The following is a 21,154-nucleotide window of genomic DNA, read 5'->3' on the forward strand; positions in this document are numbered from 1 at the left end:
GAAAGCCTTCAGGTCATGCCTGAAGGGAATAAGGGATATACCCTTCTTTTTCTATAGATGTGTTACTGTCTTTGGTTAGGCAGCGGCATCTGCCCGCCACGGACAATCCCCCTTGGGCCCTTATTATGTCGCCTCTGTTACTCTGTCTGTTTTAGTTCTTCTGTTACTCTGTCTTATCTACCTATAACAAGAAAAACATCCTTATTATGTCTCCTCTGTTACACTGTCTTTATTATCCCTTCGTTTTTTTTTCTCAGTTAGAAGATTATTTCGTACTTTTGTATTTCAAAAATAGACATACCACTGAATATATGATCGTTTGTATAGCGGAGAAACCGAGCGTAGCCAAAGACATAGCGCGCATCTTGGGTGCCAACGTGCCCAAGAACGGCTATATGGAAGGCAACGGCTACCAGGTGACATGGACTTTCGGACATTTGTGCGAGCTGAAAGAGCCCAATGACTATCAGATGAACTGGCGTTTCTGGACGCTGGCTGCCCTGCCGATGATTCCGTCGCGCTTTGGTATCAAGCTCATCCCGGAGGAAACGATCAAACGTCAGTTCGACGTGATTGCCTCCTTATATAGCAAGGCCGACGAGATTGTCAACTGCGGTGATGCCGGTCAGGAGGGTGAGCTCATCCAGCGCTGGGTGATGCAGCTTGCAGGAGTGAAGTGTCCGGTCAAACGGTTGTGGATTTCGTCGATGACCGATGAGGCCATCCGCGAGGGCTTCCAAAACTTGAAAGAGCAAAAGGACTACGAGAGTCTTTACATGGCTGGACTGAGCCGGGCTATCGGTGACTGGTTGTTAGGCATGAACTGCACGCGTCTCTATACCTGCATGTATGGTCGCAACCATCAGGTGCTTTCCATCGGTCGTGTGCAGACGCCGACCTTGGCTTTGATTGTCAACCGCCAGAAGGAGATCGACAATTTCAAGCCAGAGCCCTATTGGGTGCTCTCCACGGTCTATCGCGACACGCTTTTCACGGCCACGGCAGGCAAATATACCAGTAAGGAAGAAGGTGAACAGGCCTTCTCGCTCATCCAGGACAAGCCTTTTGAAGTCACCGATGTGCAGAAAAAACAGGGTAAGGAGGCGCCGAGACAGCTCTATGACCTCACCTCGTTGCAGGTTGACTGCAACCGTAAGTTCGGCTTTTCTGCTGAGATGACGCTCAACCTGATACAGGCACTCTACGAGAAGAAGCTGACTACTTATCCGCGTGTCGACACACAATATCTGTCCGACGACATCTATCCCAAGTGCCCGGGCATCCTTAATGGCGTTAGTCAGATGACAAAAGCCGGTCAGAAACCTTATCTGCAAATCATCAAGGACTTGGCAGCCATCAGCAAGAAACTGCCGAAGTCGAAACGCGTCTTCGACACGTCCAAGGTCACCGACCACCATGCCATCATCCCCACTGGTCAGGTGCCGGGTGGACTGAGTGATGCCGAGATGAAAGTCTACGACCTCATCGCCCGTCGCTTCATTGCCGTGTTCTATCCCGACTGCAAGTTTGCCACGACCACGGTCAAGGGCAAGGTCGACAAGGTGGAGTTCAAGACCAGCGGCAAGGAGATTCTCTCGCCGGGCTGGCGCGCTGTGTATGCCAAGGACGAGCTGGCACAGACGGCGGAAGACAGTAAACCCTCGGACGAGGAAAAAACGTTGCCCGCCTTTGTCAAAGGCGAGTCGGGACCGCATAAGCCTACACTGACGGAAAAGATGACACAGCCGCCGAAACACTATACCGAAGCCTCGCTCCTGCGTGCCATGGAGACCGCCGGCAAGTTTGTCGACGACGATGAACTGCGTGCGGCAATGAAGGAAAACGGCATCGGACGGCCTTCGTCGCGCGCCGGTATCATCGAGACGCTGTTCAAGCGGCATTATATCCGGCGTGAGCGTAAAAACCTTGTAGCTACTCCCACGGGCATTCAACTCATCGACACCATCCACGAAAAGCTCCTCACCAGTTGTGAACTCACGGGTATTTGGGAGAAGAAGCTCCGCGACATCGAGCACCAAAAATATTCGCCACAGCTCTTCATCGACGGATTGAAGGAGCAGGTGACAAAGATCGTGCAGGACGTATTGCACGACAATAGCAACAGACAGATAGCAAGTGGAGAGCCGGAGCCTACCCCCAAACCTTCCGGACCGAAGAAGGGTGGGGCAGGATCAGCCAAGCAGAGCGCGAAACGGTCGGCCGGAACTCGCAAAAAGGCCGCGCCGTCAGCTACAGCCTCGGCTTCCGCTGTTGCAACTCCCACTTCTGCGCCTGTTCTCACCAAGGGTAAGCTCAAAGTCGGCGACCCTTGCCCCAAGTGCCATCAGGGCCATATCATTCAGGGACGTACTGCTCTCGGTTGCTCGCGGTGGCGTGAGGGCTGCGACTTCCGTCAGCCGCTGTGAGCATCCCGGTTATTGAGCTAAGTCGAGTGAGGAATTCTCCAAACATCATACACTTATGGACAAGTCAACTCGTCTACTCAACAAATGCCTTCGCGAAAAACAGCCTGTAAGACTACGTGCGAAGGCGCTGAAAAACGGCAACCGGTCGCTCTATCTCGACATCTACTGGAAGAGGCACCGTTCTTATCATTTCCTTCATCTATATCTCGTCCCGGAACATGACCACTTCTGCGTGCAGCAAAATGAAGAGGTGTTGCGCCAGGCTATCCTTGCCCGGGCAAATGCCACCATCAATCTCATCAAGTCTGTAGCTGACACTCAGGAGCCGAGTACCAAGCTCTTTCTGCTTGATTACATCCAGTCGTACGCCGAGGCCCGCAAACGACCGGGACAGAAACCCAACGACGGGCGCTATGGGGTCGTCATCACGCTGAAACACCAGCTGGAGGCCTTTGGTGTAAAAGACCTGTTGCTGTCAAAGGTCGACGTGGATTTCTGCTGCCGCTTCGTCACCTACCTGCGCAATGCCAAGGACAGACGCCTTCATATCAAGGATAGAGGAAAACTGTCTGATGCCACCATCTACCTGCGCTTTGCCACATTGCGCAGCGTGCTCGAAGAGGCTAAGCACGACAAACTCATCGACGAAAACCCGATGACCTGTCTGCCCAAGGCCTTTCATGTACAACGGCCTGAGAGCAATCGCAGTTTTCTGACACAAAAGGAGTTGCGGCATCTCATGCAGTCGCCATGCTCTTATCCGATGCTGAAGGAGGCCTTCCTCTTCTCTTGTTTCACCGGTCTTCGGCGAAGCGACATCCTTGCCCTGCGCTGGAACCAGATCCATCACGACGGCAAACGGCAGTATCTCTCCGTGAGAATGAAGAAAACCGGCCACAACATCAGTGTGCCGCTCAGCAAGGAGGCTCTCCGATGCCTTCCCGACAAGCAGTCAAAGCCTGACGACGCATGTGTGTTTGATGGTATATGTTCCTCCATGCTCCCCAAAAACATCAAGCTGTGGGCAAAAGACAGTGGCATCACTCAGAAAACCGTTACCTTTCATGTGGCGCGGCATACCTTTGCCACGCTCATCCTTAACCTTGGTGCAGACATCTACACCGTCTCAAAGCTCTTGGGTCACAGAGACGTATCAACAACAGAGATCTATGCCAAGGTCATAGACAAGAGCAAGGACAAGGCTATACACTTGATAGACAAGGCTTTCGCTCGTTTTGATCACTCGCCAGATGAGTAACAAACGAGTAACAAATCTCGCAGTGTTTGCGCCCCATCAGCTTGTTGGGACGCAAACACCATGTAAAAATTATTCACCCAGAGGCAGGGACTAGCCGTACTAGCAGTTTTTTTAGCCTGCATAATCCATAAATATCCGGCTATAGTGTTTTTTGGACATTGAATCATCATAAATTGACCAAGAACCCCAAGGTCACTGACACTAAAGGAACCGTTCATGAATCGAAAAGCCGCTGACCCAAGGGAGGTTATTATTCCATAATTATTATATTTATGAGAAATTCGTGGCCAATTCATGAACATTCATGTGAAATATAATATTCATGAGTAATGCAGGTTAGCAGGTCGTCCATAATAAATGGAACTTCTGTATGGGCTTCATAATCGGATGGTCTCTCTTCGGTGTCGTCCATAATGAGATTGACTCTCATCGGTGTCGTCCATAATGAGATTGACTCTCATCGGTGTCGTCCATAATCGGATAGAATTGGACTATGTGTTGCGGTGTTGTCCAGCTTATCCTTCGGTAGTCGTTCGATAGCCGTTCGGGATGGATACGTATTATTCATTGTGATAAATCTTTAACATCTGTCATCCTTCTACCGTTTCTACCACTGACTGACATGGAAAACGCCTAATGGTGAGTCATTTTGGTGAAGCCGATATTATCATCATGTCCTTCCTTTCCCCTCTGCTCCCCTAAAAGATATTGCATCGCAATAGTCCTATCATTTCTTTTTCTTATCCAACGGTAGCCACCACGTTTACGCTTGCGCCGGAAAGGTTGAGGAGTTCGTTGCGCCAGAAAGCATGAGCTATAAGCTGGAGGTGTGGGGAGCGTCGGGAGGATCCGGAACTGGGCATGCAGGTAAAGGAGGTTACAGCTATGGCTTCTTAGCGTATGACAAATCAGATTCTGTTTTTGTTTGTGTTGGCGCTTATCCATACTCAAATGGTTATGGTTATACAGGAAATGGCGGTTATAACGGTGGCGGCTCAGGACAGGATCCAGGAGGTGGTGCTAGTTCGATATGTATAACTAATTATGGCGAATTAAAGAACTATTATACACACCAAAGTGATGTTTTAATAGTTGCCGGAGGCGGTGGCGGTGAAGAAAGAATGGAAGGTGGGTATGGTGGAGGTTTAATAGGGGGAAGCTCTGGTACAAAGGATTGGTCCAACGTGGGATTTAATGTAAGTGTAATATCTCAAGGTGGATCTCAAACAAAAGGCGGTATAGGGGGAGTAGCAGAGGGATATGCCGGATATGAAGGATCATTTGGCAAAGGAGGAGACGGTATTGATGTAAAAGGCGTATTTCATGATTGGGGCGCTGGTGGAGGCGGAGGATGGTACGGCGGCGGTGGCGTCGCGTATTTTGGCGGTGGTGGTGGTGGCTCTGGTTATATCGGTGCTGCTGTCACAAACGGACAGACAATTGCTGGTAACAAATCTTTTCCATCTCCTACTGGTGGGGCGGAAACTGGTCATACAGGCTCGGGGTGGGCAAAGATAAGCATGAGATAGAAAAGGTATCAGTCCACATAAAGCTACACCCCGGCTTTAGTGTGGACTGCTATCGATCAAATATCCTATAAAATTATTTCTGCTGGATTATTGCATAGCCATTGCCAGTGTGCCCAGTTTCTTTACCGCCTTTAGGACTGGGCATTTCTTCCTTCCCGGACTTTATTGCTCCTTTAGTAAACACGTAACCCGAATAATGGTCAGGGCTGTCTGACATTTTATGATTATCATCTGTAAATGATGAAGAAATAGCTTTACAACCAATTAGGCCACTGACATAACACACGCCTCCCATTCCGCTATATACAGTACTATCATACCCATACCAAATGCCAGTAAAATAGCCATTGCCTATACCAGGCATCTTATCATCATCTGTATCTGTCGCCCCAAAGTACGGGCCAAGCCCATCAACCACAAAGCCGTTTATATCTGTGTCTTTTATCTTACTCTTATCCAATAATCCAGATTGGTCTGTCACCGGGTTTTCGCTTGCTCTCAATTTTGGTGACAGCCAGTATGTATAATATGTGTTATAACTTTTTGGTCCACCTGCATCTCCTCCTATTAAAGATATTCCATTGTATGTTGCGCTACCGCCACCTGACGCAGCTACCATAATACGGGCTTTTCTACTCTCAAGACTTTTCCAATCGCCTCCTAATAATCTTATATCCGTGGCTCCCCCAGCTGGGCTTGCATAAACGTCAGCTAAGCCAGAATTGTAATGAGAATAGCCATTAAAAATGATCTCGTTTCTCTTTGGATGATTACCAACGTAGACATATAAAGTTAATGAATTCTTTACGTTGAGGACTCCAGATGTATATGCTCCTTTTCCTCCAGCGCCGTAGCTTTCTCCCCCACTTGCCCCCCAGCATTGTATTTGATAGTTTCCCACAGTGGGTATCTTGAATTCTTCCCCAGTTCCGGCGCAAGAGAGTACGAAGATCTCAAGGCGATACTTTGTCTTGAAATTTTCTGACTATGAGCCAAACAAGCGACTCTAGCATCATATTGCTTATTTAGCTTTCTCCTTAAGCCCTGAAAGGGCGACAGAGTTTAGGATAGGGCGTGAGCCCTATCTATGTTTGGGTATCTCTCTTGTAAAGAGCCCTGAAAGAGCGACATAATTCCATAATATCAACCGACAATATGGAACTCTGTCTGCCCACATAATGGACAAAGGCATCCGTGCCCTCATTCTGCTTGAAGAAAGTCACGAGCGACCAAGTTTCTTCGAAAGAGAGCTTTTCCCTTCGGCTATCTTCTTGTTGATAGAATTGATGGTGCGCAGACCATCGGTTAGTTCTTTAATCATGTCATTTTATGTTGCTAATCCTATAATTTCGCAAGTGCCACTTGCGAAATTATGTATTCATGTTTATTTGCCACCTTTCTTCTTTTGATTCTTTTTGGCTTCATCATTAAGCTTCTTGATGGTTTTGAGATAAGCTTGTTCCACAGGAGATAGGGTACGTACTTCATACTTTCTATATTCTTCCTCCGCCTTCTGCATTGCTTGTTTGTGAGATACAGAACCTGGTCCTTGTAGCAAAGGACTGCCTGTGGAAGATAGGATATTGTCAAGTTGCTGGATGTAATCCGACATGTACATCGGAACATGTTTCATGGCTTGGATTTCAGCAAAGTCAAAGTAACCTGAAACAAGGTTGTTCAAGATTCTCAGCTCATCCTCGCTCAGGTAGTTCTTAGCAATCTTAGCTTCCCTCAAAGTCGGATGGTCCCCTTTGAAAACCGTCAATCCCATAAAGTCCTTGTCGCCATCGGCCCGCTGGTAAACAACTTCGGCAGCTGTATGGCCATGGGCGGCAAAGTGGAGCTTGTTCTGCACAATCTTAAAGAACTCCACCGACATATCACTCTTCGGATCATAGTCAACGGCCGTGGCATAGAGGTCAAGCACCTGACGGTACATCACTTTCTCAGAAGAGCGAATGTCACGTATACGGTCCAAAAGTTCCTTCCAGTATCCGCCTCCACCAAGCCTCTTCAACCGTTCATCATCCATCGTGAATCCTTTGATGAGATATTCCTTCAATCGCTCAGTGGCCCATTGGCGGAAACGTGTGGCAATGATGGACTTGATGCGATAACCTAAGGCGATAATCATGTCGAGGTTGAAGTATGTGACTTGGTAATTTTTACTATCAGATCCAGTTGTTCGGAATTTCCGAACAACTGAATCCTTGTTCAGTTCACCCTCTTCAAAGATGTGCTTAATGTGCTCACTTACATTAGATTTGCTCGTCTGGTAGAGTTCACAAATCTGACTTTGGTTGAGCCATAGGGTCTCATCTTCAAGTTTCACCTCAAGGTGGGTCTTTCCGTCCTCACTTTGATAAATAATAATGTTGTTCTCCATAAATTCTATATTAGGGGGATGATAATATCTCGTTAATGGCTTCTCTGTCAATCTGGCGGTAACGGTTGAAGGCGCAGCTGCCCTCCACATGCCAGCTCCATATTGCCTACGATGTTCGGGGTGCGCACAGCCTTATAGGCTGCTCCCACAAAGATGCGACGGACCATGTGAGAACTGGCCACATCGCGGAAGGGAACGAATGTATTGACATTAATAGAATAAGCAAAAGAAAAAATGGACTAAAGACGTGCAATTTTCTCTTTGGAGAGACCTGTTACTTGTATGATAATGTCATCGGCAACGCCTAGGCTTCTCATTTTCCTAGCTAAGTTAAGACTCATATCTTCTATACGTTCCTTACGACATTGTTGCAAACCCTCTTTGATACCTTGTTGCATGCCTTTCTTACGACCCTCTGCCATGCCCATTGCCATGCCAATTCTCTCGCCTTCGGCTTTCGCCGCGTCTATTCCATTTTTGATGTCACGGTAGGCCTTTACGCTCTGCTCGTATCCCTTCACTTCGAGGGGCGTAAACTTGTCTATCTCGGTGGTGTTGAAGAGCTGCTCGAAAATACTGCCCTGAAGAATGTCAGGGCACTCTTGCAATTTCTGCAAGTTGTTCAGACAATATAGCCACTTGTCAGTGACAGTCTCACATTCTTCCAAGGTCTTGTGAAAGTTAGTCAACTCGACATAGATATATGTGAACTTGTCATAGAAAACGTTATTCCTGATCGTTCCTATAACAGCTTCCTCTTTGAATACGCAGTCGTCGCTCTTCTTGTCCTCAGGGAACGTGAAGTTCATAATGCCAACGATATAGACATTGTTCGGTTCACAGTCCCAATTCTTCTCCTTGGCCTGCTCAACAATGTAATAGATGGTTAGGTATTGGAAAAAGCCATGGTAGAGATTCTGCATTTCCACAATGATATGGGTCCCATCCTCTGTAGTGCAGTATGCGTCGAAGACAGCCATAGACATGCTTTCGTTGCCGTCGAAGTTATAGCTCAAGTCGGTTATGACATGTTCACCGGCGAGCACGGCATTAAGGAAGTCCACCAGCAGGTCGCTGTTGAATGGTGTGCCGAATATACGCTTGAATCCGAAATCGGTCAACGGGTTGATGTATCTTTCTCCGAAATGCTCCATGTCTTTCTTCTTCTTTATCGCAAAGATACGCTTTATGCGTGACATCTGCAAGTTTTCCCTTCGATATTTTTCTAAAGGAAGTTATTATGTAATATTTTCTCCTACAAGTTTACATAGCCTATGCTTTGTATCACGCTTGCGCCGGAACTAATCCTCATAATGGCCATTACGAATGTTTTACTGTTCCATCAAGTTTTCATAAAGTTAAATTAGAAGTTTGGGGCGCATCAGCTCCTGGGAAAACTACATCTGGCGGCGGATATTCTTATGGAATTTGGAATGTTACACAAAATACGTTATATATTACATGCGGTGGGCGAGGAAGAGATAATTTGAAGGATTTCTCATATACGGTAGAAGCAGCTGGTTATAATGGAGGAGGGGAAGGACAATGCGGTGGTGGCGGTGCGACACATATAGCATTACGTTTATTAAATAATCAATCAATTCTCAAAGACTATATTAATTCACAGGATGACGTGTTGATTGTAGCAGGTGGTGCTGGTGGAGGTGATGACTTCATTGGTGGTTCTGGCGGAGGGCTACAAGGTGGTGATGGTACTGGTTCCGATGCAAAAGGCGGAACCCAAACTGAAGGTGGGACTGGATATAATAATGGTCAGTTTGGAGTTGGTGGGGCTGCAGTAAATCAAATCGACAGCTCTGGTGCCGGGGGTGGCGGATGGTATGGCGGTGGATCTTCCACAGGGTATAATGATGGAGCTGGCGGAGGTGGATCAGGGCATTTAAATGAAATTCTTCAATCTCCTAAAGGTATGGACAATAATAAAAACTTTAATTCTGGTATAGCGGTAATAACTTGCCAAATGTAGATAAGCGTAGAAAATAATTCATTTATATAAAGCCCACACAACAGAGGATACGTCATATCCGTGTGGGCTTGTTCATCTTATTGATATTGCCAACTTATTTTTGCCCAGCCGTTTCCTGCGTGTCCCGTTTCTGTACCGCCATCAGGTGATGGGAATGCAGTGTTGCCAGCCAACGTTTGACCATCAGTCACATCACCGACATGACCCGAGCCGCCGCCACCGCCAACATTAGATCTATTACCTTGCACCTGTTTACTGAGCCCTCCGTACCAGCCGCCGCCACCGCCGCCGTTGCCCTCGCCGCTGGCGCCGGCATATCCATCAATTGTTTTATCCATTCCTTGCTGCCCAATTCCGAACTTATAACCGGTCGTTTGTGTCGCGCCATCGCTAGTATATATGTAAACAGATGCTCCTCCAGATGTGCCACCTCCATAGCCTCCATCACTAAACATAGAGCCACCACCACCGCCGGCTACCAATAATATATCACTTTTATTATTTTCATAGCGATATAGTTCCCCCCTATTTATGATGGCAATATCTGTACATCCTCCTCCGCCTCCACCACCGACTATTCGATAATTAAATCTTGGAGCTTGCCATCCTTTTCCCCCGTTTCCTCCACCATTATAGCCACCTTCTCCGCCTGGATTTTGTGTATTTGCAGTATATCCAGTCCCCGCATCACTCTTTCCCGCTCCGCCACAGCAAACATAAATATTTTTTCCTTGGAAAGAAGAAATATTTCCAAAGGAATATCCCCCTTTGCCTCCATTGCTTCCTCCTTGCGCTCCCCACACTTCCAGCTTATACGTTCCCTGCACCGGTGCCTGGAACTCCTCGACCTTTCCGGCGCAACTGTAGGCGGCGGCGAGGAAAATGAAGGCGGAATCGCTGTGGGCGGTGTAGGAGGAGAGGGAGTTGGCAGTGACGTTGGCGGTGACGCGGTTGTCGGTGAAGCGGTTGCCCCAGCCGTTGGCAATACCATCCTTGCTGTAGAATGTCGTGGCGGCGGAAGGCTTCACGACAGCATAGTACTTGTCGCCGATAGGGCAGGGACGGTTGGAAGTACCCTCAAAGTTGGCAGCGGCGGTGACGGAGCGGGAGTTGGCGGCGGTGTTGCCGCTCTTGTTGCTGTCCTCCACGAGGTTGTGAGTGACACCGTCGGCATCAGTGTAGGTGGCGGTCTTGTATGCACTGGTGGCCGTGATAGGGTCAGACTTCATCTGTCCCTGGTAGTACTGCATGTAGGCGGCTATGCCCTTCGAGGCGTAGGTTTTGCCACCAGCGGTGGTGGTGATGGCCGAGTTGTTGGAGGCGTTAAGGCCTGTCATGTAGAACGTGCGGGTGAGCGGGATGGTCTTTGTGCCCAGGGTGATCTGAGCCAGACCCATGGAGTGGGCCATGGAAGCGTCGAAAGAGGTGGCGGAGCCGTTGATGACACCTTGGCCTACCTGCAGATCCTGTGCGTTGAAAGTCGATTCCGAGGACTGGTCAGCCGTTGGTTTCCAACTGCTGATTTTGTTGGCGAAGAAGGCGTTGGCGTTCGTCGAAGCAGCGGGAGCCACTGTAGGAGCCGTAGCATTGTAGGGATAGTAGAAGAAATACTGATATTTGGGAGAAGCCTGCACATGCTTACCCTTGTCGCTCACCGTGTTGTCGGCATAGGTCCATGCCGAGCCGTTGTAGGTCACGGGCACGTTGGCGTGGATGACAGTGTTTGCCTGGTCAACCACATACATGCCCAACTTGTCGTCGTTGACGTATGCCGCCTTCACGCCCGAGGCGGATTTCCATGTCGTGGGGTACACCGCCTTGACGCTGAGTTTCAAAGTCTTGCTTGTCGAGAGCTGATAGATGATGGATGAGCCGGCAGTCCACTGCTGATCGGCGAGGCTGGCCGTGATGGTTTGGTCGTTGGAGCCGTTGTTGAAGACAATCTCCAGTGTAGCACCGGCGGGACAGGTCTGCGGTACCATCATCAGCGTGTTGCTACCTGTGGTGAGCGCCACGCCGTTGATGCCGTTGACATCCACGTTGGTCGTGATGGAGTAGTTGGAGGCTGTCTTTTGACCGCTCCACGCCAGGGTCGAGCAGTTGTAGTCGCCCTCGCCATAGACACCCTTGATGGTCACCGACTTCACTGTTCCGGGCACCATGTCGTTGCTGGCGGCGAAGGTGATGGCCGTGAGCACATGGTTGAACGTGAGAGGCACCACCGTAGAAGCCTGCGTGGCCGTGCGTGTCTGTCCCTTTGCCTGAGCCACACGCAGGTCGGGCTGGTGGGTGATGTCCGAGCTGCTTGCCTTGTAGTGCAGGGTGGTGGGGTCTCCCGCGGTGGTGGTGATCATCGCCTTGCCCTGGTCGCCACCATTATACATATAAGCATAGAAGTCGAGCGACCCGGTGGTGGGCCAGGTCTTCGTGTCGTCGGCGATGCGGTATTTACCATTGGCAATGCTGTTGGCGGCGGCGAAGTCAAAGAATGTGCCGGACTGGGCAGAGCTTCCCGTCGCCGTGTTGTAGTACGCGCTGACGAGGAAGGGGTCGCTGACTCTTTCCGACTTAGAGCCACGAGTGAGCACATGATCGTTGGTCGCGTCGGCGATGAGCTGTCCGGTGCGGGTGACGAGCTGATCCTTGGCATTGTGGAAATACACGCCGACCTGCCCCACGGGGTGTATGTAGAGCTGTCGTCCGATCGAGCTCTGTGCCACGAGGGGTCCGCCGTCATTGATGCGGTTCACGGCGCGTGTAGCGGTCGCCTTGGCCGATGCCGAACCTTCGCCCGACTGCCATGCGTTGACAGTCTCAGAAGAGAATGTGATCTTGTTACCGGAGAGAGCGGGGCTGACAAGTTCCTCAGTTTCGGAGCATGAGGCCATCAGCGCCATGGCAGCAAGCGCAATGGTAAATTTTGTGTTCATATTATATATAATTCAACCTTTATACAAAACCTTTAATAATCGCTTTTCTGTTTTTTACAGCAGTCCGCGTCCTTCGCCAAGGACCGTTTTTCGGTTGCAAAGATAGTACTTTTTTGAGAAACAGGAAAGATTCCCGTCTTTTTTTTATAAATATTATCATCGTTCAGTCGTGTATCTCATATGCATCTCCTGCGACATTGCCGAAGATTTTTGGCGTAAACATTTGGTGTTTTCAGATAAAACACCTAACTTTGCATCGTGAAATATTAATATTAAAGGGAAATAGCTTAGGGCCAAGCGAATGAATAGCTTGTTTTTGACAAGAAGTGGCGCAAGTATAGGCTGTGATTCCTTGGGATTACGAATGAAAAGCCTTTGCGTACACGTACGTATATATCTTTTTTCTCTCCTACATACAGCATACACTTGTAGGAGAGCTATGATAGCTGTCTCCTTGTTTCTGCTCTCTCTTGGCACAGCACGTGCGCAGCGTTTCGCCATCAAGACCAACCTTTTGTTGGATGGTGTCGGCTGTCCCTCCCTTGGTTTTGAATATAAGTTGTCTGACCACACCTCGGCCAGCATCATCGCCACATACAATCCTCTGAAGATCGGCGGGGCGAAGTGGAAGAACTTCACCTATCAGCCGGAGTTTCGCTGGTGGGCTCACCGCACGTTCACGGGTCCCTACGTTGCTGTCAACGTTGCCGGCGGCGGTTTCAACTTCGACAAGCTCCACCTCGGTGGTCTCTACGGCCATCATCGTCAGGGCCATTTCCTTGGCGGTGGCTTAGGCTGCGGCTACAACGTCATACTCTCCAACCGTCTCTCCCTCGACCTGTCGGTGGGTGCCGACGTCGTGCGATGCCACTACGACCGCTACGAGGAAGGCGACCTGCCGTGGTACGACGGCAAGCGCTGGTCCACCACCGTCATCCCGTTGGGCACCGGCATCACGCTCACCCTGCTGCTCTGACGGCAGGCGCGGCGAGCCATGGTACATTATAACAATGAAAAGAAAAAAACGTATATATACTATGAATATCAGATCATTTCTTCTCGGCTGCGCACTGCTGTGCGCCAGTGCGCCCTTGGCGGCGCAGGTGGCCTACAAAGGCCAGCTCTACATCAACCAGGAGAAGTTCACCCGTCAGGGCGAGCTGCTTCGCGTACAGCTTCGTGTGAGTTACGACGACAACATCCTCAACAGCGGCGAGACGCTCAACTTCACGCCGGTGCTGAAGAGCGGTACACAGCTGAAGGCGCTCTCCTCGGTGATTGTCAACGGCAGTGAGCGCGAGAAATATGATAAGCGTTCGTCGGCCTTTGCCAAGCGTCTGCGCCGCAACGTGGCCGTGGTCACCAGCGACAAGCGTCATGGCACCCGCTATTTCCTCTACGACACCACCGTGCCCTATGCCGAGTGGATGGGCAAGGCTGCCCTCTATGTCGAGAGCGAGGAGCGTGGCTGGGGCCGCAAGCCCCATGTCTATGAGGACTGCGTGTTCAACAGCATCCACATTGGGCAGGCTCCGGGCAACAGCGACGACAGTGCCTCGCACGTGGGCTCATCAGAGAACGGCACCGCCGCCCGCCAGAGCTGGGTGCAGTTTCTCAATCCCACCGAGCCCGACGTGCATGAGGTGACCGTGACGGGCACCATCGCCCTCGACGACAACCGTCATCTCTGCGAGATGAGCGCCCAGAAGTTCAACACCGCCGTCTACGACGACATCAACAGCCGGCTGTCCGCCGAGCTGCGTGTGCCGGGCACCACAGTGGATCAGTTGCACATCGTAGGCTACGGAGCCCCCATCGGCAACTACCGCACCAATGAGGAGCGGAGCGCCAGCCGTGCCCTCTCTCTGAAAAACTTTCTTATGACCAACAAGGTGCTTGGCGTCGACGGTCTGTCCGTGACATGGATTGCCGAGGACTGGGACAGCATCGCCACGCTGTCCGGTCGCAGCGACATGAAGCTGAAGAGAGCCGTCCTCGACATCATCTCCACCGTGCCCGTCGTCAACGGCCGTGAGGACGAGATCGAGCATCTCGGCGGCGGAGCGCCCTACGCCTTCATGAAGCAGTATATCTTCCCCAAGGTGCGCCGTCTGTCCTACACGGCACAGCTGTTGCGCCGTGGTGTGACCACCGACGGCACCGTCAACGGCGACAGCCATGCCGTGTCGCTCACCGGACTTGTTGCCACGGCACAGAACTTCACCGTGGGCAGCCGTGAGTACAACGACATCGTGGATCTCACCGCCCGTCTCTTTCCCGACAATGCCGAGGCCAACATCAACGCTGCCGGCGTGGCACTCATGCGCGGCAATGTCGGTCAGGCCGAGCAGTATCTGCGCAACTGGCAGACCGATCCCCGTGCCTACAACAACATCGGTGTGATGTATATGCTCCAGGGCAACTGGGCCAAGGCCGAGGTGTATTTGGAGATGGCGCAGTCCCGTGGCGTGAAGGAAGCCACCGAGGCTCTCAACTATCTGAGAAACGTGAAGTAGTTCACCGCTCTCTCTGTTCCCTCTGTCCCTCCTCACGTGAGGTAGGGCAGGGGTGACTTCTACGCACAAACATAAGATTGAGGAGACAACACTCCCTCATACGCGATTATAATTAGAGCCCCCTAAGGGTATTGAATATAGGCACCGCGAACATATATATATAATAAGGTGTCACCAAGATTTGCGAAATAAAAGTATTGAATAAACATATATTTTTGCGATTATGAAAAAAGTGACTTACTTTGGCCTGCTGTTAGCAGTTGCTCTCACTGGCCTCTCATCTTGTTCCAGTTCCGATGACGTCACATCGGATCCCACAAACACGAAATCCGGCGAAAGCCGCCTTACTCTCACCATCAGCACTCCGGTCGCCAAGACTTCCTCCGCTAAGGGCAACAGCTTTGCCATGGGCTCACGCGCTACCGACATCACCGATGCCAATGCCCCTACGGAAGCCAATGAGCAGCAGATCCACCGCATCACTGTGGGTATCTTCAGCGCTAAAGACAACACCGTGCGTACCATCCAGGAGCTGTCTTCTGGATCTGGCATCGGAAAGTATACTCAGGAAAGTAATTCCGACAAAGCTACTGCAACCATCGTGACCAGCTCCCTTGCTGATAAGGATATAATCTTGGTGGCTTGCAATGCGCCAACCGGTACATTCAATGGCGTTCAGACTGCTGCTCAGTTCAATGCTAAGACAGAGGACATTGACAACAGCTTGGCTACAGAGTTTGGTGGTACGGCCGGTAAATCACTTGTTGACCACAACATTCCTATGTATGGTAGTGCTAAATTGGAAGCCGATGGTGAGAATTTCAAAGCCAGTGTCAATGTTAACCACCAGACAGCCAAGGTAACTCTGACGAGTCTGACCGTTGACTTCGACCAGAATGGTGCCTACAAGGATGCTTCCTTCACTCCGACACAGATCTTCCTGATAAATGTGCCTAATGATTTGAAGTTTGACACAGATGCCGCTACGGGTACTTCTACGCTTTTGCAAGGCTATGATAATTCAAACAAGGATACGTATAGGGAATATCTGAGCACCCCTACTATTTCTGCTACAGCTTTGAGTGGTGCTGCCACTGCCACGTCTGGAAACAATTTCGGTAAAACTTATTACTTCTACACCATGCCGAACAACTTGACAGACAAGGGTGTGCGCACGAAGTTGGTCATCAAGGGTACTTTTAAGGCTAATAGCTCTGATAAGGAGGGTTCTACTGTTTACTATCCTGTTCCTCTCAATGCCAATTATACCAATGGTACAGCAACAGCAGCAGATGGTGGCTCTGCCTTCGCCGTCCATGCCAACAAGAACTACAAGTGTACTGTGACGATCAAGACCAAGGGTGCTGCAAATCCGACCGATGATGTCACTCCGCAGCAGGCTGCTATCACCGTTACTGTGGTGCCGTTCACAGATGCTGCTCAGAACACAGTCTTTGAATAATTCTTCTCTTACGGGAATAGACAATGAGAATGCAGTTGATCAAGACCGTATTCCTCCTCTTGGCAAGCCTTGGCATGTTGGGAGCGTGCAGCATCTACGATCAGTATCCTGATCGTATGCAACGCTCCTTGCACGTTGAGCTTCGCGACAGTGTTGGGGACGTCATGTCCTCCGACTCTGCGAGCGACGTTGTCTATCTCTACTATTTCGTCAACGGCATCTATCAGGGCAGGGTGGCACGTGATGCCGACGGCCACTTCCGGCTGGTCTACAGCGAGGGAGACTCCATCACCTACGTTGCCGTGGCTGGCAAGGACACGACGCAATACGACCTCTATGTCCCCCAGCCCGGTGAGCGCATCAGCAATGTGTGGCTGCAGCTCCATGCCCGTGGCTCAGCGGTCTCGCCGCAGCCTGCACCGATCTACTACGGTCAGGTGACAGCCTCCGGGCTCAGCAGCGACGATTCTGAGGGGCAGACCCTGGAGCTCCACGACATTCGCAGCCATGTGCGAGTCTGGGTGCGTGGCCTCCGCCGTCGCTTCGGCGACGGCAAGTACCGGATCGTCATCGAGGGACTGCACGGCGGATTGGCCTACGACGGCACGACGGGAGGAGAATATGTAAATTATGAGATGCGGGGAGGCTTCGACGCCAAGGGCGACTGGAAGACCGACCCCGTCACGGTGCTGCCTTCGACGGGCTCTGCCGTGAATCTGAAGATTTATAAGGAAGACGGCACACTGCTCTTCGACCGCACTGAAGACGAAGAGGGCAAGCCCCTCGCCATTCCGAGCGGTGAAGACGTGGTGCTCATCGTCAACGCGAGCTACCAGGCTGATCTCACCATCCGCGTGGTACCTTACGAAGACGTGATGAACGAGAATGTCTTCCAATAACAAGACACAAACAATGACAGTCAACAAACGACATATCCTACATGCTGCATGGTTGCGACTCACGCTGTGCGTCGCCGCCCTGGCGGTGCTCTGTGTCTTGGTATCCTGTAGCGACGACAGCGATGATGACGGCAGCCGCACTGTGGTGCTGAGGTTCAGCACGGCGCAAACCACCGGTGTGACCCGTGCTGCCACGGCCTCTACTGCTAAGGATGACGCAGTGAAAGACCTCACCGTGCTGATCTTCGACAGCAATGGCGATGTCATCGGAAGCAAATACGAGAGTTACGACTATACGCAAACAAATATCACGGTGTCCATCCAGACGCGTGTGGCGAAGGGCTGTACGGTGTATGCGTTCGCCAATGTGGGAACGCTCATCGACCCAAACTATTTCCACGGTCTGAGCAAAAAGAGCGCGATTGACAGCAAGGTGTATAAGATGACGAAAGACGGGGAGCTGGACACACAAACGTGGCTGCTGATGAAGGGTGAATTGGATAACTTCGATACGAGCGCTTCCTCTGGGAAAACGATTGGATTGCAACGCTTGGCCAGTAAGTTCGAGATCACCATCGAGGCTCAGAATGATCCCACCGACGGTTCTTGGCCGATCACCATCGATAAGTATCAGCTTTGCAAAATACCCGGAACGACAACGTTGAGCAAACTGACGGATCAACCTGTACCAAGTGATTATTACAATGGCTCGGAGACTCCGGTCAACCTCACCAGTGCCGCTAACAGTCCGGTATCGAAAAAAATTGTCACCTATATGTATGGCAACAATGTCGGTTCAAACGCTAATGCGACAGATTGGACAAAGCGCAATTCCAATAATCAGCCGACAAAGCAAAATGGTGCTTCGACGTTCCTGCATATCTGGGCACACACAGCGGTATGGAAGAGTGAGTTTTATGTCTATCTTGGTGGCAAGACGCTGACAGCCGACGGCACTTCGCCAGCTTATGACTACACCGACTACACCATTTATCCCAACTACCACTACACGGTGAACATCACCATAAAGGGTAGCGGTCACGCAGAGAACGGGGCGCGAGTCTCTTATCAGGCCATCCCGTATTTCTCGGTGGCATCGATTAATGCGTGGGGCACGGCTAAGACAACGTCTATAGACATGTAGCATTTGCTCAGAGCACAAACAAAATATGAAGGGCCCGTGGACAGAAGATCCACGGGCCCTTTTATATTTTTGTAGGGCTCACACAGAGACTCTATATATAATAAGGTGTCTTATTCGTGAATGTTATGTTTCGCATCAGCCTGTATTTTCTTTTGCTTTGCCTCTTCGATCTTTTCTCTCATGGCTTGCATGTGGTCGAAGGCACGCTTGCGGGTGGCCGCAATCTGGTAGCGATAGACCATGCACGTGGTGAGGAAATAGACAAAAGCCTGGATCCACAGCGCGTGATACTCCACGCTGATGTCCTGCAGCGTGGCTCCCATCGACGAGATACGCAGAAAGCCTCTCACACCAAAGGTTGAGGGGATGAGGCACGCCACACCCTGCCAAAAGCCGGGGATGTTGGACTGCGGCCAGCTCACACCGGTCATAAACAAGAAAGGTACAGAGGTGAAGACTACCAATAGCATCACATTCTCGCGGTAGCGCACCATACACGACAGCGTCATCCCGAAGAAGATGCACGACAGCAAGTAGGGCGCCATCAGACCGAGTATTGTCCACGGTGTCACCAGAGAGATGTAGTGAAACATGCGTGGCACGACCAGACTGATGTAAGCCGCCATGACCATATACACCATGAAGTAGCACCACGACTTACCGAGTACGATACGGAAGATGCCATTGTAGTGCTTCGAGATAGGCACAAGGTCCTGATAGCGATTGTTCTCACGGGCTGTACCGGCAGCGAGTCCGATGCCCAGAAGCAGCGTCTGTTGCAGGATAAGCATCAGCACGCCCGGAATGATCGCGTTGCCGTAGCCGTCAGTGACATTGAATATAGGCACCTCATCAAAATCCAATGGTTTGGTGGTGATCTCGTCGTCGCGGTTGGTGAAGCCGTTGCTCTGTCTGAGCTGTATGCGGCTGTTCATCTCTCCGGCCACAGCCATGGCGGTCTGATAGATTGCCTTGTAGTTGAGCATCAGACTCATGTCGCAATACAAGCCTACCGTGGCCTGCTCGCCGCGTCCCAGCCTGCGTGCGAAATCCTCTGGGAAATAGAGTGCGCCATGCACTTGTTGCTTGCCGATGAGCTCTTTGGCATCGTCGAGCGAGTTGCACATATAGGCCACCTTCACATCCGAGCCAGCGTCGTAGTGACGGATAAACTCGCGTGAGGCTGCGGAGTGCGAGAGATCCACGACAGCTACCGGCACGTCTCTGACCACCTCGTTGTTGTAGATCCAAGAATAGAGTAGGGGATAGAACAGCGGGACGAGGACGCAAAAGATCAGCACACCTTCGTCGGTGACGAGACCGCGCATCTCCTTCACGCAGATATAGCAGGTGTCAAGGAGTCCTTGCTTAACTTGACTGAAAAAGCTCTCGTTTTGCATAGCTTAGGGAATATATACGTATACCAGCATTGCCCTCTTGATATTTCTTAACGTGAAGATGGGCAGCACTGCTATCATCAGTAGAAACATGATGTTGAACCAGGCGTAGGACAGCGGGTAGCCGTTGAACTCGCACATCTGGTACAGCATGAAGTAATGGCGCAGGGGAAACAACTGTGCCAGGGACTGTATCTCGGGATCCATGGCCGACAGCGGATAGGTGGCACCGGCTACTGAGAAACTCAGTACCGACCACAGCGCACTGATCGAAATGGACATACGCAGAGAGGGCATCAGTCCGAAGGCAAAGATGCCGAATCCCTGACAGGCCAGAACACTGAGGAGACCCATCAACAGTAAGGGTACGACTCCGCCCGGATGGGGAAAGTCCAGCATGTGGAAGATATAGAACTCGAAGCCATACATCATCGTGAGGAAGAGCAGCGTCATCGGCAGCATCTTGCCCGCAATGGCAACGTAGATATTATTGCCCGCCATCTTCATCAGCTGACGTGAGCGCTTGAATTTCAACTCAGTGCCGATGGCGTAAGGAGTGAGCAGGAAGATGAAGACCATGAGCACGCCCGGTGCCATGCTGGTGGTCAGATAGATGTTGTAGCTCACCCATGGATTCTCGATCAGATGGGCGTCTACGGCGATGGGTTGCAGGAAGGTGCGCACCTCGTCATTGGTCTTTCCTATTGCCTGTAGCTTGGTCTTGCCGACAGCCGCCGATCCTAACGTGCAGATCGTCTTCAAGTCTTTGAAGAGCATATTGCCAGCCACGAGCGTCACATTGCTGTAATAGAACGATATCTTGGGCTGAGTGCTTGTCATCAGTCCGCTTGTTGTGCCCTTCGGAATATAGAGAAAGGCGAAAATCTCATTGCGCTGAATCGCCTCGCGAGCCTCGTTGACGTTGGGATAATAGCCGGCGACCTTCGACGACTGGAAAGCGTCGAGCTGCCGTATCATTGCGCGTGTGGTAGTGGTGTTGTCCTGATCTACAATGCCAATCGGCATCTCGGTCGGCTGACCCCCTGCCATCAGCGAGGTGAAAAAGATGATGACGACAATAGGAAAGACCACCGTACAGAATCCGTAGATCGGATTCTGGCGCATGATTCCCAGTTCCCGCAACGAGATGTGATAGATGCGGGAGAGAACCTCGTGGAGCGTCATGCTCTTGGGGCGATAGGTGTAGAGGCTATTCTCTT

Annotated in this window: 15 protein-coding genes; 9 read left to right on the forward strand and 6 right to left on the reverse strand. The window is 50.9% G+C overall.

From position 1 onward, the window contains the following. Window positions 1-311: 311 nt before the first annotated feature. From NG346_RS12475 to NG346_RS12485, 3 genes are all read left to right on the forward strand, one after another. Window positions 312-2,426 carry a DNA topoisomerase 3 gene (locus NG346_RS12475; RefSeq protein ID WP_262280710.1) on the forward strand — a complete coding sequence of 705 codons (2,115 nt, stop codon included), beginning with the start codon at window positions 312-314 and terminating at the stop codon, window positions 2,424-2,426. A 55-nt stretch (window positions 2,427-2,481) separates the two neighbouring features. Further along, the gene (locus tag NG346_RS12480; protein WP_262288809.1) at window positions 2,482-3,684 is read left to right on the forward strand and encodes a site-specific integrase; all 1,203 of its coding nucleotides are present in this window, start codon (window positions 2,482-2,484) and stop codon (window positions 3,682-3,684) included. 809 nt (window positions 3,685-4,493) lie between these two features. After that, window positions 4,494-5,213, forward strand: coding sequence for a glycine-rich protein (locus NG346_RS12485; RefSeq protein WP_262288810.1), 720 nt, complete (start codon window positions 4,494-4,496; stop codon window positions 5,211-5,213). Window positions 5,214-5,286: 73 nt separating this feature from the next. On the opposite strand, the gene NG346_RS12490 is transcribed toward NG346_RS12485, so the two are convergent. The 3 genes from NG346_RS12490 to NG346_RS12500 form a co-directional block, all read right to left on the reverse strand. Further along, window positions 5,287-6,114, reverse strand: coding sequence for a glycine rich domain-containing protein (locus NG346_RS12490; protein ID WP_262288811.1), 828 nt, complete (start codon window positions 6,112-6,114; stop codon window positions 5,287-5,289). Between the two features lie 483 nt (window positions 6,115-6,597). Then, on the reverse strand, window positions 6,598-7,599 hold the full coding sequence (locus tag NG346_RS12495; protein WP_262288812.1) for a virulence RhuM family protein: 1,002 nt from the start codon (window positions 7,597-7,599) through the stop codon (window positions 6,598-6,600). A gap of 239 nt (window positions 7,600-7,838) precedes the next feature. Further along, window positions 7,839-8,798 carry an Rpn family recombination-promoting nuclease/putative transposase gene (locus NG346_RS12500; protein WP_262288813.1) on the reverse strand — a complete coding sequence of 320 codons (960 nt, stop codon included), beginning with the start codon at window positions 8,796-8,798 and terminating at the stop codon, window positions 7,839-7,841. 80 nt (window positions 8,799-8,878) lie between these two features. Here NG346_RS12500 and NG346_RS12505 point away from each other — a divergent pair, with 80 nt between their 5' ends. Beyond that, window positions 8,879-9,586, forward strand: a complete 708-nt coding sequence (locus tag NG346_RS12505; RefSeq protein ID WP_262280713.1) for a glycine-rich protein — start codon at window positions 8,879-8,881, stop codon at window positions 9,584-9,586. 77 nt (window positions 9,587-9,663) lie between these two features. Here the strand turns inward: NG346_RS12505 and NG346_RS12510 are convergent, their stop codons facing one another. Continuing rightward, the gene (locus tag NG346_RS12510; RefSeq protein WP_262288814.1) at window positions 9,664-12,516 is read right to left on the reverse strand and encodes a fimbrillin family protein; all 2,853 of its coding nucleotides are present in this window, start codon (window positions 12,514-12,516) and stop codon (window positions 9,664-9,666) included. A gap of 439 nt (window positions 12,517-12,955) precedes the next feature. Between NG346_RS12510 and NG346_RS12515 the strand changes: the two genes are divergently transcribed. The 5 genes from NG346_RS12515 to NG346_RS12535 all read left to right on the forward strand — a co-directional run bounded on the left by NG346_RS12515 (window position 12,956) and on the right by NG346_RS12535 (window position 18,537). Beyond that, window positions 12,956-13,492, forward strand: coding sequence for a DUF3575 domain-containing protein (locus tag NG346_RS12515; RefSeq protein WP_262280717.1), 537 nt, complete (start codon window positions 12,956-12,958; stop codon window positions 13,490-13,492). A 61-nt stretch (window positions 13,493-13,553) separates the two neighbouring features. Beyond that, on the forward strand, window positions 13,554-15,032 hold the full coding sequence (locus NG346_RS12520) for a DUF3868 domain-containing protein (protein WP_262288815.1): 1,479 nt from the start codon (window positions 13,554-13,556) through the stop codon (window positions 15,030-15,032). Window positions 15,033-15,255: 223 nt separating this feature from the next. After that, window positions 15,256-16,494 (forward strand): fimbrial protein, encoded by a 1,239-nt coding sequence (locus tag NG346_RS12525; RefSeq protein ID WP_262288816.1) that lies wholly within the window; start codon window positions 15,256-15,258, stop codon window positions 16,492-16,494. 23 nt (window positions 16,495-16,517) lie between these two features. After that, the gene (locus tag NG346_RS12530; protein WP_262288817.1) at window positions 16,518-17,393 is read left to right on the forward strand and encodes a FimB/Mfa2 family fimbrial subunit; all 876 of its coding nucleotides are present in this window, start codon (window positions 16,518-16,520) and stop codon (window positions 17,391-17,393) included. 13 nt (window positions 17,394-17,406) lie between these two features. After that, the gene (locus tag NG346_RS12535) at window positions 17,407-18,537 is read left to right on the forward strand and encodes a fimbrial protein (RefSeq protein WP_262288818.1); all 1,131 of its coding nucleotides are present in this window, start codon (window positions 17,407-17,409) and stop codon (window positions 18,535-18,537) included. A gap of 110 nt (window positions 18,538-18,647) precedes the next feature. Here the strand turns inward: NG346_RS12535 and NG346_RS12540 are convergent, their stop codons facing one another. After that, window positions 18,648-19,937, reverse strand: coding sequence for an ABC transporter permease (locus NG346_RS12540; protein ID WP_262288819.1), 1,290 nt, complete (start codon window positions 19,935-19,937; stop codon window positions 18,648-18,650). Between the two features lie 3 nt (window positions 19,938-19,940). After that, complete coding sequence (locus tag NG346_RS12545) at window positions 19,941-21,119, reverse strand: ABC transporter permease (RefSeq protein ID WP_262288820.1); 1,179 nt, start codon at window positions 21,117-21,119, stop codon at window positions 19,941-19,943. Window positions 21,120-21,154 lie beyond the last annotated feature (35 nt).

The sequence above is a fragment of the Hallella absiana genome (assembly GCF_025457485.1).
Lineage (GTDB): Bacteria > Bacteroidota > Bacteroidia > Bacteroidales > Bacteroidaceae > Prevotella > Prevotella absiana.